Origin of the sequence: Vibrio aerogenes (assembly GCF_024346755.1) — a bacterium.
GTDB classification, from domain to species: Bacteria; Pseudomonadota; Gammaproteobacteria; order Enterobacterales; family Vibrionaceae; genus Vibrio; species Vibrio aerogenes.
The window spans coordinates 514,767-532,732 of sequence record NZ_AP024861.1; the positions used below are offsets into that span (position 1 = coordinate 514,767).

Annotated in this window: 10 protein-coding genes, 2 pseudogenes and 1 riboswitch; of the genes and pseudogenes, 6 read left to right on the forward strand and 6 right to left on the reverse strand. The window is 43.7% G+C overall.

What is annotated here, in order from left to right; all coding sequences use genetic code 11:
- Window positions 1-17: 17 nt before the first annotated feature.
- Window positions 18-896 carry a LysR family transcriptional regulator gene (locus OCV29_RS02325; protein ID WP_261887359.1) on the reverse strand — a complete coding sequence of 293 codons (879 nt, stop codon included), beginning with the start codon at window positions 894-896 and terminating at the stop codon, window positions 18-20.
- A gap of 129 nt (window positions 897-1,025) precedes the next feature.
- Between OCV29_RS02325 and OCV29_RS02330 the strand changes: the two genes are divergently transcribed.
- From OCV29_RS02330 to OCV29_RS02350, 5 genes and pseudogenes are all read left to right on the forward strand, one after another.
- A complete protein-coding gene (locus tag OCV29_RS02330; protein ID WP_073606151.1) occupies window positions 1,026-1,763 on the forward strand; it encodes an SDR family oxidoreductase in 738 nt (245 codons plus the stop codon).
- 427 nt (window positions 1,764-2,190) lie between these two features.
- Window positions 2,191-2,550, forward strand: a complete 360-nt coding sequence (locus tag OCV29_RS02335) for a hypothetical protein (protein ID WP_073606152.1) — start codon at window positions 2,191-2,193, stop codon at window positions 2,548-2,550.
- A 102-nt stretch (window positions 2,551-2,652) separates the two neighbouring features.
- A pseudogene (locus OCV29_RS02340) lies at window positions 2,653-3,653 on the forward strand (IS481 family transposase).
- Window positions 3,654-3,748: 95 nt separating this feature from the next.
- A pseudogene (locus OCV29_RS02345) lies at window positions 3,749-3,847 on the forward strand (IS5/IS1182 family transposase); the annotation flags it as partial.
- A 109-nt stretch (window positions 3,848-3,956) separates the two neighbouring features.
- The gene (locus tag OCV29_RS02350; protein ID WP_073606176.1) at window positions 3,957-4,985 is read left to right on the forward strand and encodes an IS110 family RNA-guided transposase; all 1,029 of its coding nucleotides are present in this window, start codon (window positions 3,957-3,959) and stop codon (window positions 4,983-4,985) included.
- 335 nt (window positions 4,986-5,320) lie between these two features.
- Here the strand turns inward: OCV29_RS02350 and OCV29_RS02355 are convergent, their stop codons facing one another.
- Window positions 5,321-6,607: a cation:proton antiporter gene (locus OCV29_RS02355; RefSeq protein WP_073603572.1), complete on the reverse strand. Its 1,287-nt coding sequence runs from the start codon at window positions 6,605-6,607 to the stop codon at window positions 5,321-5,323.
- Window positions 6,608-6,790: 183 nt separating this feature from the next.
- On the opposite strand from OCV29_RS02355, the gene metH reads away from it, so the two are divergent.
- Window positions 6,791-10,471, forward strand: a complete 3,681-nt coding sequence (metH, locus tag OCV29_RS02360) for a methionine synthase (protein ID WP_073603571.1) — start codon at window positions 6,791-6,793, stop codon at window positions 10,469-10,471.
- 78 nt (window positions 10,472-10,549) lie between these two features.
- Here metH and lysC read toward each other — a convergent pair whose 3' ends face one another.
- The 4 genes from lysC to galU all read right to left on the reverse strand — a co-directional run bounded on the left by lysC (window position 10,550) and on the right by galU (window position 17,855).
- Window positions 10,550-11,902 (reverse strand): lysine-sensitive aspartokinase 3, encoded by a 1,353-nt coding sequence (gene lysC, locus OCV29_RS02365; RefSeq protein ID WP_073603570.1) that lies wholly within the window; start codon window positions 11,900-11,902, stop codon window positions 10,550-10,552.
- A gap of 111 nt (window positions 11,903-12,013) precedes the next feature.
- Window positions 12,014-12,191: riboswitch (Lysine riboswitch) on the reverse strand.
- A gap of 68 nt (window positions 12,192-12,259) precedes the next feature.
- Window positions 12,260-13,300: a PglL family O-oligosaccharyltransferase gene (locus OCV29_RS02370; protein ID WP_175561532.1), complete on the reverse strand. Its 1,041-nt coding sequence runs from the start codon at window positions 13,298-13,300 to the stop codon at window positions 12,260-12,262.
- A gap of 717 nt (window positions 13,301-14,017) precedes the next feature.
- Window positions 14,018-16,840: an excinuclease ABC subunit UvrA gene (gene uvrA / locus OCV29_RS02375; protein ID WP_073603568.1), complete on the reverse strand. Its 2,823-nt coding sequence runs from the start codon at window positions 16,838-16,840 to the stop codon at window positions 14,018-14,020.
- Window positions 16,841-16,982: 142 nt separating this feature from the next.
- Entirely contained in the window at window positions 16,983-17,855 is an 873-nt protein-coding gene (gene galU / locus OCV29_RS02380; RefSeq protein ID WP_073603567.1) for a UTP--glucose-1-phosphate uridylyltransferase GalU, read from the reverse strand.
- Window positions 17,856-17,966 lie beyond the last annotated feature (111 nt).

A 17,966-nucleotide genomic window follows, 5' to 3' on the forward strand; every position in this document is an offset into this window, starting at 1 on the left:
CTGCAAGACAGGCCACACTAAAAAATCTCCCCCAGCCAGTCGATAAATACTTTCACCCGTGAGGCGTATTTCCGGTTGCGCGGATAAAGCACCGAAACCGGTGAGGGCGCAGGCGGGCAGTCTTCCAGTAGCGGCACTAAGCGCCCTTCGATGATATCCTGCGCGACATGGTAGCGGGGCACCTGAACAATCCCCAATCCGCTGCGCGCCGCCATCACCAGCGTCTCTGCTGAATTGACCGTCAGCGATGTATTGATTGACCGGGTGTGCGTTTTGCCGCCGATGCAAAATTCCAGTGGCATCGGTGTGCTGCTTCCGGTCGCCCGAAAGCCGATCATCTGATGCTGCTCCAGCGCCCGATAATCTGAAGGTAAACCGAACTGCTGGATATACTGCGGTGAAGCGACGGTCACTTCTTCGAGTGTAGCAATCTGTTTGGCTACCAGCTCCTGAGACTGAATATTTCCAACCCGCAGCACACAATCAATCCCTTCGCGGATCACATCGGCAATCCGGTCGCCTTCGCTGAGAAATAAATCAATCTCCGGATATGTTGCCAGAAACGACGGCAGTTTTGGCATCAGAAAGTGCCGGGCCAGTGTGCCGTGCACATCGACCCGCAAAGCCCCTTTGGGGCTTGCGCCGGATAAAAAGGTTTCTGCGTCTTCAACGTCCTGAATGATCGACAGACAGCGATGATAAAACGCTTTGCCATCAATCGTCGGTGTGACCTGACGGGTCGTCCGCTCCAGCAACACCACGCCGACTTTTGCTTCCAGCTTTTTGATGACATCGGACACGGTCGAGGCGGGAAGGTTGAGATCTTCAGCCGCAGCACTGAAGCTTTTTCGCTCAAAGACGCGGGTAAAGACTTTCATTGTGTCGATTCTGTCCATGAAGATCCTCAGCGTCTGATTGTTCGGTTTTTCCGGATACTGTTACCAAATATTAGCTGATTATCCGTTTTTCAGGAAATGATAAGTTTGTCTGCGATTTAAACAGTCATTCAATCAAAGGATACAAATATGTCAGAGTTAACCAAAATCGCTTTAGTTACCGGGGCTTCAAGAGGCATTGGTGTCGAAATTGCCAAACGCCTTGCCAGCGATGGCTTCCGGATTGTGGTCAATTATGCCGGGAATACGCAGGCGGCTGATGAGGTCGTGCAGGCCATTCAATCATCCGGCGGTGAGGCGGTGGCTTTTCAGGCGGACGTGTCAGATGCTGCTGCGGTGTCGCAGCTGTTTGAATTTGTCGAATCCACCTGGGGGCAGGTCAGTGTGTTGGTGAACAATGCCGGGGTGATGGAGCTGAAAACGTTCGCCGATGCCAGTGACGCGCATGTCAATAAGATGGTGGATATTAACCTCAAAGGCACGATTCATACGCTGAGAGAAGCGGCAACCCGCCTGGCACATGGTGGCAGTGTGGTGAATTTCTCGACCTCCGTGGTTGGTCTGAAGCTGGAAAGTTACGGCGTGTATGCGGCAACCAAAGCTGCTGTTGAAACGCTGACCGCGATTATGGCCAAAGAAATGCGGGGCAAAAACATCACTGTCAACGCGGTTGCTCCGGGCCCGACAGCAACGGAGCTGTTCCTGAAAGGCAAACCGGATGAGCTGGTTGAGCGCATGGCGAAGATGGCGCCGTTGGAAAGATTGGGTACGCCGGAAGATATTGCCGCTGTGGTGTCCTTTTTAGCCGGTCCGGACAGTGGCTGGATCAATGGTCAGGTTTTACGCGCCAACGGCGGTTTGATTTAATGGAGGCGGATGTTATTTATAGTACTGAAATTAAAGGGAAAATAGACGGGACTTGCAGCTAACGCTTCGCTTTTTGTGGTGGTTTTGTTTCGGAAGATTCTGGCTTTGGTGACTGGTTTGGTGCGCTATTGGGGTTGTTGATCCAAGTGGCGCATGGTACACGCGCCCCAGTCCCTTTTCACGGCGGAAAAGGGGCGAAAACGCCTTTTGGTGATCGCTGGCCGGAGCGGTTTTGTAAGTGCATCCTGCACACAAAACCTGAAAAATCCATCCATGGATTTTCCTCCTGAATCATGTGGTTTTTGATTGCTGTGCTAGCTTTTTGTTATGGGGTTGGTGGGATAGATTTGGTTGGGTGACTTGAAATTGCCTTATTCCAAGTTAGTTATTGAATCAAGCCTACGGGTTTACTTATCAGAGAGCACACATGGAATTAATCATCAGTTGCATTTCAAAAATACCGAATGTTGTGTGGAGCGCTGTCATAGCATCCTTATTAACATTTCTGGGAGTACTATGGACAAACAAAGGAAATGAAAAAAGGCAAGCAGCCTTACTGATTCACGAGGAAAATAAATTCAAATTTGAGCAAAAGATATCACTTAAAAAGGATGTCTTCTTGGAAGTTGCTGGCTCATTTGCGAATGTATTAGGTATAATTCCAAAGCTAATGAACTTAAACTTTACGCATGAAGATATAAATAAACTGATGGGAGATCACGGAGCTATAGTTGCGAAGATATATCTTCCTGCAAATGAAGCTACTGTTGCAGAGATATTAAATTGAATTAGTCACGACTTAATCTGACACCTCTTCTTGAAAAGTTGAGAGTTACCCGTTTTGATAAAGGTGCTGAATCTTCAATCAAAACAAAAAGAGGCAACTCTCATGCTTCATACTAACAATCCCATTATCAAACACAAAGCCGGTTTATTAAATCTGGCGGAAGAATTAGGCAATGTCTCCAAAGCCTGTAAGGTCATGGGCGTATCCAGGGATACGTTTATCGCTATCAGGAGCTTGTCGAACAAGGCGGGATTGATGCTTTAGTGAATCAGTCCCGCAGGGCACCCAATATCAAGAATCGGGTTGATGAATCGACAGAAAAGGCTGTGGTTAGTTACGCCATCGAATTTCCAGCTCATGGTCAGGCGCGTACCAGTAATGAACTCCGTAAAAAAGGGATATTTGTTTCCGGCAGTGGTGTCCGTTCCATCTGGCTGCGCAATAACCTGGAGAACTTCAAAAAACGACTGGCCGCTTTAGAAGCCAAAGTCGCCAGTGAAGGGATTATTTTGACTGAAGAGCAAGTTGCAGCGCTGGAGAAAAAGAAACAGGATGATGAAGTTTGTGGTGAAATCGAGACACATCATCCCGGCTATCTGGGGTCACAGGATACATTCTACGTTGGTAATCTGAAAGGTGTTGGCCGGATTTATCAGCAGACCTTTGTCGATACGCATAGTAAAGTGGCCTTCGCAAAACTTTACACCACGAAAACACCGATCACATCGGCAGATTTACTCAATGATCGCGTCTTACCGTTCTTTGAAGCCCATCAGCTTCCATTGTTGAGGATTTTGACGGACAGAGGCACTGAGTACTGTGGAAAAGTGGAGCAGCACGACTATCAGTTGTATCTGGCGATTAACGATATCGACCATACAAAAACAAAAGCCAGACACCCGCAGACAAACGGTATCTGTGAGCGTTTCCATAAAACAATTCTTAACGAGTTTTATCAGGTGACGTTCAGGAAAAAACTCTGCAGCACACTGGAAGAGTTACAAAAAGATCTGGACGAATGGCTGGATTATTACAACAATGTTCGAACCCATCAGGGAAAGGTGTGCAATGGCCGGACGCCATTAGCAACATTACTGGATTGAAAAAAGATTTGGGCAGAAAAGAATTTAGCTCAAATCTAATCTGACGAAAGCACCGGAAAAATGGGTAACTGTCAGATCAGGTCTGAGCTAGTACATACCGGGCAGTTGCCACCCGATACGATAAATTAGCAAGAAATTACAGCAGTACAGTGGCTCTATCTTTTGTCATGATGTGGTTGCCGATGTTCTGCTGAATAAATAATAAACAAAGATCAACGATGAGATGGTCTCCTCCCTTTAACGGCATCGCAATGTGCCAAACTTGGATTTGAGGATTCAAGTTAACAAGGCGAGGAGACCTATATGAATATTACAACTGTTGGACTGGATTTGGCAAAAAATGTAAGCCATGTCGTGTGTTGTAACCAAGCTGGAAAAATAGTCAGGAAAAGAATGCTCCGCCGTTCAGAAATACTGACCTTTTTCACAAAATTACCTAAGTGTTTAGTTGGTGTAGAAGCTTGTGCGACAGCACACTATTGGGCAAGAGAAATTCAGAAGTGTGGGCATGATGTTAAACAGATAGCCCCACAACATGTGAAGCCATATGTTCGTGGCAATAAGAATGATTACAATGATGCTCTGGCTATCGCTGAAGCCGTTGTGCGGCCAGAAATGCGCTTTGTACGAACTAAAAGCCAAGAGCAGTTAGATATCAAAGCGCTGCATGTTCTTCGTAAAAAATGTGAACGTGACAGAACAGCTAATTGCAATGGTATTCGCGGGATTCTGGCTGAGCAGGGGATTGTCATACCTCTGGGGGTTAGTCATGTTTACAAGCGGTTACCTGAGTTATTTGATAGTCAAATAGACAATGGTTTAAGTAAACTGTTCAAAGAGTTACTGAAGCATCACTATCAGAAGTTAGTCGAGCTTAAAAATCATTTAGATTTTTATACACAAAAAATTAAACAGCTTAGCCAGTGTGAAGAATGCCAGCGGCTACAGAGTGTTCCGGGAATCGGCCCGATAGTGGCAAGCGCTGTTTATGAGTATATTGGTGACGGTAGCGGCTTTAAGAATGGTAGAGCTGTTTCAGCTTCAATAGGTTTAGTCCCCAGACAACATAGTTCTGGAGGAAAACATAATCTATTAGGTATCAGTAAGCGTGGCGATGGCTATTTAAGGACTTTGCTTATTCACGGAGCAAGAGCTGTGATTAGAGTGAGTGCAGGGAAAGACACTCCGCTGGCAAAATGGATTGAACGCCTGATACTCACTCGGGGAAGAAATAAAGCTGCAGTAGCTTTGGCTAATAAACTTGCACGAGTGAGCTGGGCCATACTTAAGAATGGCAGCTGTTACGACGAAGAGTATTTAGTAGCAGCTTAGTAAAAATAAATTGTCGTTCTCTTCCGAGGATTGCTGGATAAGTAGAAGTGATGACAGAGAGGTAAAACCTGCATATCGAAAACCTGATAGGGCGTTTGGATTAAAATCCGTGTCAACGATAAGGACGATATGTGCGAAGTTCATCGAGGCTCGAAGTATGAATACTTCAAATAGAAGCCGGATATACGAACGCAAACCTATTTACTGTCAAAATGACTAATTATCCTTGCAATGATGGAGGAGACCATATACAGCCTCTAGGGGAGTCCAGGAAATTTAGTACCAGGAAAGTTATGCTGTACTTTCCCGGTGACAGAAAGAAAAGTTACTGAGTATTACTCTTGGTCAGGTTTGGTTTCAAGTTTTTTAGCTTTCTCGATCATTGGTGTGATGGTTGACCCCTGGACCAGTATTGAAAAGACGACCACAGCGTATGTCATGACAAGGATAAGCTCTTTTACGTCTATCAGCTTGTCAGGGATGACCAGAATCCCAGAAGGGATAGATAGTGCCATCGCCAAAGCCAGTCCTCCTCTGAGTCCACCCCAGGTTAAAATATTTATTGACCAGGGGTTATATTCGCGATAACGCTTAAAACCGATATAAGCTATAAACACGCTAATATATCGGCCTGCCAAAACAAGAGGAATAGCAATAGCCATTAAAATCCAGTCTTCTTCGTGAAACTTGAACAGCAGCATCGACATCCCGATTAACAGAAACAGAACACCATTCAGAAATTCATCCACTAATTCCCAAAAGTGATCTAAGTGTTCTTCACTTTCTTTAGAGAAACCAATAAATCGAGTCCAGTTTCCTATCATAATACCGGAAACAACCATTGCCAGCGGCCCTGATACGTGGATGACCTCTGCGAAAGCATACCCTGCGGTTGGGACCCCGATGGTGAGCAGGAGTTCCATGGAGTGATCATTTGTTGAACTGATCAGATAGTGGAAGAGAACGCCCAAGGCAAAACCATAGATAACCCCTCCAATTGCTTCCTGAATAAATAATAAAGTGACACTACCGACTGTCGGAGTTGTTGAACCAAAGGCAATAGAAAACAGCGTGACGAAGATAACTAAGCCAAATCCGTCATTAAAAAGTGATTCACCTTCAATCTGTGTTGATATTCTCCGTGGTGCATTCAGTTTTTTTACAATTGCAAGAACAGCGATAGGATCCGTTGGAGAAATTAATGCGCCAAACAGCAGGCAATAAATCAAATCTAAGTTAATGCCAATAACAAGACAAATACCATAAAGCACAAAACCAATGAAGAAAGTTGAGACCAGTGTCGCTCCTAAGGCTAAGATTGTAATCTCCCACTTTTGGCCTTTCAGATTGGGGAGTTTGATTCCTAACCCGCCAGCAAAGAGCAGGAATCCTAATATTCCTTTCAGCAGAAAGTTCTCAAAATTAATATCTGTAACCGTTTCAGTTGCAATTTGGGTCAGATGAAACCAATTGTTTTGCCCGGCTACGAGTATAATCAATGAAAGAATCATTGATCCTGCCGTAATAGCAATTGTTGTTTGCATACGGCTGATTTTGCTGTTGACAAACGCGATGAGCATAGCGGCTGCAGCAAGAAAGCATAAAGTGTGATAGACCGACATTACTTATTCTTCTTGTTAATAATAAGATCTGAAATTTTCCTTTGATGATGGGTAAATATCAATCATTTTTTCCTGTAAAGATTACCTGTAGCAACTATTTTTCTTATATCCATATAGACGTCTAGATTTCTGTATTGGGTGTGATAGGATTGATACAGTCAAGGAATTTAACAGGAAAGACACATGGCGAGTGAAGTGAAGCATCCAATAACTGAACAGTTAGAGAAGCGTATTCTTCTGATCGATGGTGGTATGGGAACCATGATTCAGGCGCATAAACCTAGTGAAGAAGAATACCGTGGTCAACGGTTTGCTGATTGGCACTGTGATTTAAAAGGAAATAATGATTTATTGGTTTTAACTCAGCCAGAGTTGCTCCGGGATATCCATGCCGCTTATCTTGAAGCGGGTGCTGATATTCTGGAAACCAACACATTTAATTCAACATCAATCGCAATGGCTGACTATGATATGCAGTCACTGAGTGCTGAAATTAATTATGCAGCCGCAACTCTCGCAAAATCTGTCGCAGATGAATGGACTCTGAAAAATCCCGATCACCCCCGTTTTGTGGCAGGAGTCTTGGGTCCGACAAACCGAACCTGTTCTATTTCTCCTGATGTGAATGATCCCGGCTATCGCAATATAAGCTTTGATGATTTGGTCGAAGCCTATTCTGAGTCAACCCGGGCTTTAATCAACGGTGGTGTTGATTTAATTCTCGTTGAAACGATTTTTGATACCTTAAATGCCAAAGCATGTCTTTTTGCCGTGGAATCGGTCTTTGATGAGCTTAAGGTTGAATTACCCATCCTGATCTCCGGAACTATTACCGATGCATCCGGCAGAACACTGTCTGGGCAAACCACGGAAGCATTCTACAATTCATTACGCCATGTGAATCCACTTTCTTTTGGGTTGAATTGTGCGCTTGGTCCTGATGAACTTCGCCAGTATGTTGAAGAAATGTCCAGGATTTCTTCAACATATGTTTCGGCTCACCCAAATGCTGGATTACCGAATGCTTTCGGAGAATATGATCTTTCACCAGAAGATATGGCTGCGCATATTGAGGAATGGGCCAAGAGTGGTTTCCTTAATCTTGTGGGCGGATGTTGCGGAACAACACCGGAACATATCCGTCAGATGGCGCGAGCGGTTGCTGGTGTATCTCCACGCCGGTTGCCTAAACTACCGGTTGCTTGTCGTCTCGCTGGTTTAGAGCCATTGACAATAGAAAAAGAGACCCTATTCGTTAATGTCGGGGAAAGAACAAATGTGACTGGCTCCGCTCGTTTTAAACGGTTGATCAAAGAAGAACTGTATGATGAAGCCTTAGAAGTTGCCCGACAACAGGTTGAGAATGGTGCACAAATTATTGATATCAACATGGATGAAGGGATGCTGGATGCACAAGCATGCATGGTTCGATTCTTAAATCTGTGTGCTTCAGAGCCTGATATCGCGAAAGTACCTATTATGGTGGACTCATCTAAATGGGAAGTCATTGAAGCCGGCTTGAAATGTATTCAGGGAAAGGGAATTGTCAATTCAATATCTTTGAAAGAAGGAAAAGAAAAGTTTGTTGCGCAGGCTCGCCTGATTCGTCGCTATGGTGCTGCCATAATTGTCATGGCTTTTGATGAAGTCGGGCAGGCTGATACCAGAGAAAGAAAGCTGGAAATATGTACAAAGGCATACCGTATACTTGTTGATGAAGTTGGGTTTCCGCCTGAGGACATTATTTTTGACCCAAATATTTTTGCCATCGCAACAGGGATTGAAGAGCACAACAATTATGCCGTTGATTTTATAAATGCGGTTGCTGATATCAAGCGAGATCTGCCTCATGCTATGATTTCTGGCGGTGTCTCGAATGTGTCTTTTTCATTCCGGGGTAATAACTACGTTCGTGAAGCGATTCATGCTGTTTTCCTGTACCACTGTTTCAAAAATGGTATGGATATGGGGATTGTGAATGCGGGACAGCTTGAGATTTACGACAATGTTCCTGAAAAACTACGTCATGCTGTTGAAGATGTGGTTATGAACCGCCGTTCGGATGCCACAGAAAGACTTCTCGATTTGGCGGACGAGTACAGAGAAAATGCCGTTGGAAAGCATGAAGATGCCTCTGCACATGAATGGCGCTCATGGGATGTGGCAAAACGACTTGAATATGCATTGGTGAAAGGTATTACAGAATTCATCACTGAAGATACTGAAGAAGCCCGACAGCAGGCCGTGAAAACATTAGATGTGATCGAAGGTCCGTTGATGGATGGTATGAACGTTGTTGGTGATTTGTTTGGGGAAGGTAAAATGTTCCTCCCACAGGTTGTGAAGTCTGCACGGGTGATGAAGCAGGCCGTTGCTTATCTTGAACCCTTTATTAATGCCGAAAAAGCCGAAGGTACTTCTAATGGAAAGATCCTGATGGCAACAGTCAAAGGTGATGTTCATGATATCGGTAAGAATATCGTCGGAGTCGTTTTGCAGTGTAACAACTATGAGATTATTGACCTTGGTGTGATGGTGCCTTGTGAAAAAATATTAAAAGTCGCCAGGGAAGAGAATGTCGACATTATAGGACTGTCTGGCTTGATCACGCCTTCTCTGGATGAAATGGTACATGTGGCGAAAGAGATGGAGCGCCAGGGATTTACCATTCCATTAATGATTGGAGGTGCAACGACCTCGAAGGCGCATACAGCAGTAAAAATTGAACAAAACTATAAACACCCGGTTGTATATGTGAGTAATGCATCAAGAGCTGTTGGTGTTTGTTCATCACTGTTATCGGATGAGCATCGTCCGGCATTCATTGAAAAGCTCGATCTGGATTATCAAAGAGTTCGCGAACAACATGCCCGTAAGACTCCCAGAACAAAACCTGTGACTTTAACTGAAGCCAGAGCAAATTCAGTGAAAATCGACTGGGATAACTATACTCCGCCTGTCCCTGCCAATAGCCAGATTCAGATCTTTGATGATTTTGATGTTGCCGTGCTACGCCAGTACATTGACTGGACACCATTTTTCATGACGTGGTCTCTTTCAGGGAAGTATCCTGCGATTTTAGAACATGAAGAAGTCGGTGAAGAAGCGCAGAGGTTGTTTAAAGATGCAAATGATTTTTTAGATCGTATCGAAAAAGAGGGTTTAATCAAGGCCAGAGGCATTTGTGCATTGTTTCCTGCATCCAGCCTGGGAGATGATATTCAGGTGTTTACTGATAATAGCAGAACAGAAATTGCCTGTACTCTGCATCATCTGCGTCAACAGACAGAAAAACCGAAAGGGGCTAATTATTGTCTTTCGGATTACATCGCCCCTTTATCTTCTGGTAAGGAAGACTGGATTGGCGCATTTGCAGTGACTGCCGGCATTGGGGAAAGGGAGCTATCTGATGCTTATAAAGCTGCCGGAGATGATTATAATGCGATTATGATCCAGGCTGTTGCCGATCGTTTGGCTGAAGCGTTTGCTGAATATTTACATGAACGGATAAGAAAAGATATCTGGGGATATGCGACTGATGAGCATTTGTCTCAGGATGAATTAATCCGGGAAAAGTATCAGGGAATTCGTCCTGCACCCGGTTATCCTGCTTGCCCTGAACATACTGAGAAAGAAGCAATCTGGCAGCTACTTGATGTTGAAAAAAATATTGGCATGTCTCTGACAACGAGTTATGCCATGTGGCCGGGGGCTTCAGTATCTGGTTGGTACTTTTCTCATCCTGATTCCAGATATTTTGCTGTTGCAAAGATTCAGGAGGATCAGGTTGATGATTATGCGGTACGAAAAGGCTGGAGCCGGGAAGAAGCAGAAAAATGGCTGGCGCCAAATATGACTGATTAATTATGATGGATTAAAAAAATGGAGGCGGGTTTTCAGCCTGCCTCCCAAAGATACATTCATCGTTATTGTTATCTTTTATTATTCAGCTTCGAATAGTTCCTGATGCAGTTTTTGGATCACATGATTCGCTTCATCTGCATCGACAAGAAAACAGAGATTATGGTCACTGGCACCATAACAAATCATACGTAAATTATAGTCACCTAATGTACTGAATACTTTTTTAGCATAGCCTTGTGTTTCCATCTGATTACCAATCAAAGCAATTAAACTAAGATTTCGTTCAACTTCAACATGTGCCAGCTCTTCCAGTTCAGCACGAACAGCCAGAGGTAATTCAGGAGAACCTCCGGATGTGTCTGTTTTATCCAGTGTAATAGAGACGCTAATTTCAGAGGTTGTCACCAGGTCGACAGAAATTTTGTGCTTTGCCAGAATCTCAAATACTTTTGCAAGAAAACCGTATGCATGAAACATCTTCGCACTGCGGATTGTGACCATTGTTTGATTTGCCCTGAGTGCCAGAGCCCGGAAAAGAGGAGAGCTTGTTACACGTTTGCGAATCCAGGTACCACCGTTCGCAGGTTCACGGGAGGAGCCGACAAAAACAGGAATGCCATGACGAAGAGCCGGGAGCAGGGTTGATGGATGAAGAATCTTCGCACCAAAATTGGCCATTTCTGAAGCTTCGCTGAAGCTTATTTCCGGAATTGGCATGGCTTTTGGCGCAATTCGGGGATCGGTTGTATAAATACCCGGGACATCTGTCCATATTTCCAGCCCGGAAGCCTGAACTGCTTCTGCAATCAAGGCCGCTGAATAGTCACTGCCACCGCGTCCAAGAGTTGTTGTATTTCCTTCTTCATCTGAGCCGATGAACCCCTGAGTAATGACGATATGATCATGACATAATGGTGTTAGCTTTTCTTTGGCTAAGGCTGCAGTTGATTCGACCTGAGGTTCAGCTCTGCCATAGTTATCATCAGTGCGTAAGACTTCCCGTATATCAAACCTGACAGTATCAAGTCCTCTTTCTCTCATCAATTGCGTCAAAATATGGGTGGACATGAGTTCACCACAGGCAACCAGATGATCTGTCAGTTTACTTGTTGACTGGACAGAAGCCGCTTCTGAAAAACTGTTTACCTTGTCGAGAATGAACAAAAGATCATCCTTAACCTGAGATTGTTCTTTGAGTTGGTCCACAATTGAGAAATGAGTTTGATGCAATTGTTCAATTAAAGCGGCTCTTCTGTCGGTATCCTGAACACCATTGGCCAGTTCAACTAATATATTTGTTACCCCTGAACAGGCACTGCTCACAACGAGTCTGGTCTTAGGGTTATTTTCAACAATGGCTGCACAACGACTCATTGCTTCAAAGTCGGCGACGCTTGTTCCGCCAAATTTGGCGACATTAAATGCACTCACGGCATGGTTCTCCCACGATATCTTAGAATAGTAAAACAGTAACTGATCATCACGACCAGAATTCGAAGAGAGTATTTCCCAGAGCAAGTATAGAGGTGATACACGGCAGGTGACCTCAGAAGCTCTTCATTAGTGTGATACTAATGACAGTTGAAGGGATTCAGCCCATTCAACCGACAAGCCAAATCCACAATTTTGACTCATCTCGGCACTGCTCCCCCTGAATGTTTTGTATTAGAGTTGAGGCTCTACAAAACATCTGCCTGGGCAGTGCTCCTCTTCCGCTGGATAGCATCGCTATTGAACGTGTTTGTTCGATAGATGTCAATGAAAAATTATGTATAAATAATGAATAATTTATTTATCAGAAGCGCTTGTATTTTTTGGTACACGCTGGTGCTCAAAATCAGGGAACAGGTACAGCGCCTCCAGCCGGGTCTGCTCCGCATGGTTTACATCTCCCATTTTCCGGTAGAGCTCGATAAGGGAGCGATAATGTTCTGGTCTTGGTTCTTTTCTGATGAGATTAAGCAGCCAGGGCTTGAATGAACTCAGTTGATCTGTCCCGGCTTTTTTAAGGGCATCACTAAGCCGGGCTTGCATCAGTTTATCCTTCCAGATAAAAGGGTAATGAATGGTGTTTAACCAACGTGTATCATGTGTATCCTGATACAAGCTGAATACATATTGAGTTGTAAGAATTCCGCCCATATAGCAACATGTTGTGGCTGGGAGTATGTAGATGAAAAGATATATTAACCGGAGCGCAACCGGTTTGAGATCAATATTTTTATATTTAGCAACACGTTGATCAGTCCAGAACAATAAAATGACAAAAGTTATCCAGTGGATACTCGAAAGTGCAAAAACATTATCCAACTGGCTATGCAGTGCGACAGGAAACAATAAGGATAACGTTGCCAGGCGGGTTTTAGATTTTGCGTAATAAATTCTGAGCAATATAAATAATACTGCCAGCATCATTGCCAGTACAGGAATAACACCCCCTTCTGTTCCCCAGTATAATATTTCATTATGAGGGTGACTCAGGGCCGGATACGGTGGTGGATAGTCTGGATTCAGTTGATGTTGACGGGCGCTATACAAAACATACTCTTCTTCGAAGTGACCATATCCATATCCGGTAAATGGTTTTTCAATGAACATGTCAGACGTTTGTTCAAGCGTTTTTTTTAAAGGTTCTATACCTTTAAAACTATCCGGATAAAAAGATTGAGGGTGAAACAGATTCAGGAGAATGCAGCCCAGAATAATTCCCGTAACCGTTGATGCGGTCCATCCCCATAATCGTTTTCTGCTGGCAAATCTGTATAAATAAGGAAATATGATACAAACACCTAATAGCGCTGAACTCCAGCCAATAAGAGAGTATGTCATTATTATCGGCGGTATACAGACTAATGGTGTCAAATATAACAGACTGACGATGCTGACCTGCTTTTGATATTTTTTTAAATGTCTGCAGAGTAAATAACCTGATGCAAGAAGCCCGGTAGACAAAAATGTAGCAAATGTATTTGCTGTAGGAAAAATACCCCAGGCTATGCCATAAGTCATTGTTTGGTAGTAAGCAACCAGGCCCTCAATTAAACAAGCTAAAACGATGAACCAAATGAGTCTGTTCTTTTGTTTATTCGAAAAGATGAATTGTTGAATGGATAAGAAGAGCAGGAACCCTCCCCAAAGTGCAAGAATCCTGTGAATACTCCCTTCAACGGAAGACTGACTGTACACAACAGGCAGGGTCATCAGCAGGCAGCAAAGGCACAATCCTATTGATAGTTTGGAGTATCTTACTTGTTTTGTCCGGATACATTGGAATAAACCAATTGATATACAGAAGCTTACAGATATCCAGCTTATGACATTTCCGGGAATCTCCAGTCCGCTTCCCGGAAAATGGCGCAGCGGAAAATGAAAAGCAATCAGATATATAAACCCTAAAGCATATATAAAAGAACGATTCAGAGGTAGTTTCTTGGGGGACGGTGCAAGATTCGTCCCCCGGACAAGTACTATCGCCATTTTCTGCTGACTTTATTTATGTATGTTCATATTTGAGAAACTGAACATTCAACATGTGTATGAATTTATCTATCTTAACATAGGTTGCAGAAATCTTGCGGTGTGAGAGCCAGCAATTTCAGAGACCTGCTCCGGGGTTCCCTGAGCTATAATTTCTCCGCCCCCTTGTCCTCCTTCCGGACCCAAATCGACAATCCAGTCTGCGGTCTTAATTACATCAAGGTTATGCTCAATGACAATGACAGTATTCCCATGATTTCTTAACCGGTGAAGCACGCTCAGTAGTTGCTGTATATCATGAAAATGCAGACCAGTTGTTGGTTCATCTAAGATATATAACGTTTTTCCCGTATCACGCTTAGAAAGCTCACGGGCGAGCTTAATTCTCTGGGCCTCACCACCGGAGAGGGTTGTGGCTGCTTGCCCAAGTCGTATGTAAGATAAACCGACATCAATAAGCGTTTGTAATTTTCTTGCGATGACAGGAACAGGATCAAAAAATACTCTCGCATCCTCGACAGTCATACTTAACACTTCGTCGATTGTTTTTCCTTTGTATTTAACTTCAAGGGTTTCCCTGTTATAGCGTTTTCCTTTACAAATATCACAAGGCACATAAACATCCGGTAAAAAGTGCATTTCTACTTTGATGACACCATCACCCTGACAAGCTTCACAGCGCCCACCTCTGACATTAAAGCTGAAACGCCCGGGCTTATATCCGCGGGAGCGGGATTCTTGAGTGCCGGCAAACAGCTCGCGGATCGGAGTAAATATGCCGGTGTATGTCGCTGGATTAGAGCGTGGAGTACGACCTATCGGACTTTGATCAATATCGATAACTTTATCAAAGTGTTCAAGTCCTTTAATCTTTTTATAAGCTGCGGGTTCAGCTGTTGTTGCTCCGTTTAGAGCGGTATGTGCGATCTTGAAAAGCGTGTCATTGATCAGTGTTGATTTACCCGAGCCCGACACACCAGTAATACAAGTAAATAGTCCTACCGGGACAGACAGATTCACCTGTTTCAGGTTATTTCCGCTTGCCCCCATTAATTCAAGTACTTTGTCCGGGTTTTTAGGGGTTCTTTCTGCCGGAATCTCAATTTTTTTGCTTCCGTTCAGATAACATCCGGTCAGGGATTCTGGCTGATTAATAATGTCTTCTAATTTACCTTCAGCAACGACATGACCACCGTGTACACCTGCACCAGGACCAATATCAATAATATGATCTGCTGAACGAATGGCATCTTCATCGTGTTCAACGACAATCACCGTATTACCTAAATCTCTGAGATGAGTCAGTGTTTTCAGGAGTCTCTCATTGTCTCGCTGGTGCAGACCAATTGAAGGTTCATCTAAAACATACATCACACCAACCAGACCGGCACCTATTTGGCTGGCCAGACGGATGCGCTGCGCTTCACCGCCTGAAAGAGTCTCTGCACTTCGGGATAAATTGAGATAATTCAGTCCTACATTGACCAGAAATTGCAAACGATCATTGATTTCTTTCATGACTTTTTCTGCGATTCTGGCTTTTTGTCCTTCCAGATGGAGGGAATCGAAGAAATGTAGTGCATCAGAAATACTGAGTTCTACGATTTCAGGTAACGTTGTTTCACTGACAAAAACATGGCGGGCTTCTTCACGGAGGCGGGTTCCGTGACAGGTCGCACAGGGTTTGGTGGATATGAATTTAACTAACTCTTCCCGAACACTATTGGATTCAGTTTCTTTATATCGTCTTTCGAGGTTATTCAGAATGCCCTCGAAAGGATGTCGTTTCACCCGAATATCTCCCCGATCATTGACATATTTAAATTCAATCGATCTGGTTCCTGAGCCTTTTAAAATAATATCCTGAATCTTTTTCGGCAGTGTTTCAAATGGACTATCGAGATCGAAACCATAGTGTTCTGCTAAAGATGTCAGCATTTGGAAATAGTAAAAATTTTTCTTATCCCATCCCCGAATCGCTCCCTGAGCCAGACTCAGGGATTTATCCTGAATTACCCTTGAAGGATCAAAATACTGCTGAACACCTAAACCATCACATGTATGGCAGGCACCCGCCGGGTTGTTAAATGAAAAGAGCCGGGGCTCTAATTCTTGCATGCTGTAGCCACAGTGAGGACAGGCAAAGTTAGATGAAAAAACAATTTCATCACCGGAGCCGTCCATCGGGCTGACAACAACCACACCACCGGAAAGTTCCAGCGCTGTTTCAAATGATTCTGCCAGACGTTGTTTCAGTTCATCGCGAACCTTAAATCTATCGACGATGACTTCAATTGTATGTTTTTTATGTAGTTCCAACGTCGGTGGATCCGATAAATCACATGTTTCCCCGTCAATTCTGGCTCTGATAAATCCTTGTGCTGCAAGGTTTGCCAGTGTTTTTACATGTTCACCTTTGCGCTCTTTAATGATTGGAGCAAGCAGCATCATTTTAGAACCTTCAGGAAGTTCTAATACTTTGTCCACCATCTGGCTGACTGTTTGTGCGGCTAAAGGGATTTTATGTGTCGGACAGCGTGGTTCGCCAATCCGGGCATAAAGAAGACGAAGATAATCGTAAACTTCGGTAATTGTGCCGACAGTAGAACGAGGGTTGTGGGACGTAGACTTTTGTTCGATAGAAATTGCAGGAGACAGCCCTTCAATATGTTCAACATCAGGCTTTTCCATCAGAGAAAGAAACTGTCTTGCATAGGCAGACAGGGATTCAACGTAGCGCCTCTGTCCTTCTGCATACAGGGTATCAAATGCAAGAGATGATTTGCCTGAACCTGACAGCCCGGTAATGACAATGAGTTTATCCCGGGGAATTGTCAGGTTGATATTCTTGAGGTTATGAGTTCGGGCACCTCTGACTTCTATACTATCCATCTTCGTCGCTCTGTATCACATGAGATGGGTTAGTATTACACAGAGTCGTAAATCTGCAAGTTATTTTACTGTATAAAATTACAGTAAATTAAATCACCGTATCATTAAAAGGCAACCGAATAACTGGCTGCCAGATGATGAATTAGTCTTCTTTCGTTGTTGAGTGTTGATCTAATGCCACTTTTTTCTGGTTTTGCTTGTATAGATGTTCGTAACAATAGTTTGTGGCTTCGATATAACCTTCGACGCTACCACAATCAAACCGTTTTCCTTTAAATTTATAAGCCAGAACACAGCCAGACTGAGCCTGTTTGAGTAATGCGTCAGTAATTTGAATTTCTCCACCTTTTCCTGGCTCGGTTTGTTCAATTAAATCGAAGATATCTGGTGTCAGAATATAGCGGCCAATAATAGCGAGGTTACTCGGTGCTGTTCCGGGTTCTGGCTTCTCAATCATGTCATCAACCCGGAAGATATCGTCTTTGATCATTTCACCCGAGATAACACCATACTTGTGGGTTTCATTTTCCGGAACTTCCTGAACGGCAACAATGGAACAGCGAAACTGTTTAAACAGTGATACCATTTGCGCCAGAACACCGTCAGTTTCATTAACGCACAGGTCATCGGCTAAGACCACAGCAAAAGGTTCATCACCAACCAGCTCTCTGCCGGTCAGTATTGCATGACCTAATCCTTTCATTTCTCTTTGGCGGATATAAGTAAAATGAGTCGTTTCAATGATCTGACGAATATCGATCAACAGATCTTCCTTATTTGTGCCTTTAATTTGATGTTCTAATTCATAATTAGTATCAAAGTGATCCATGATGGAATGCTTGCCTCGTCCGGTAACAATACACATCCCATCCATACCAGCTTGTATTGCTTCATCAACACCATATTCTATCAGTGGTTTATTTACCACTGGCATCATTTCTTTCGGCATGGATTTGGTTGCCGGAAGAAAGCGGGTTCCATAACCGGCAGCAGGAAAAAGACACTTTCTGATCATATTGCAAACGCCTTATTTATCTCTGAAATTTTTATCTGTTTAATTCTTGATTATGAGAAGTGTTACTCTATCACTTTTAGAGTAGGACACCATCATATCTATGCAAATATA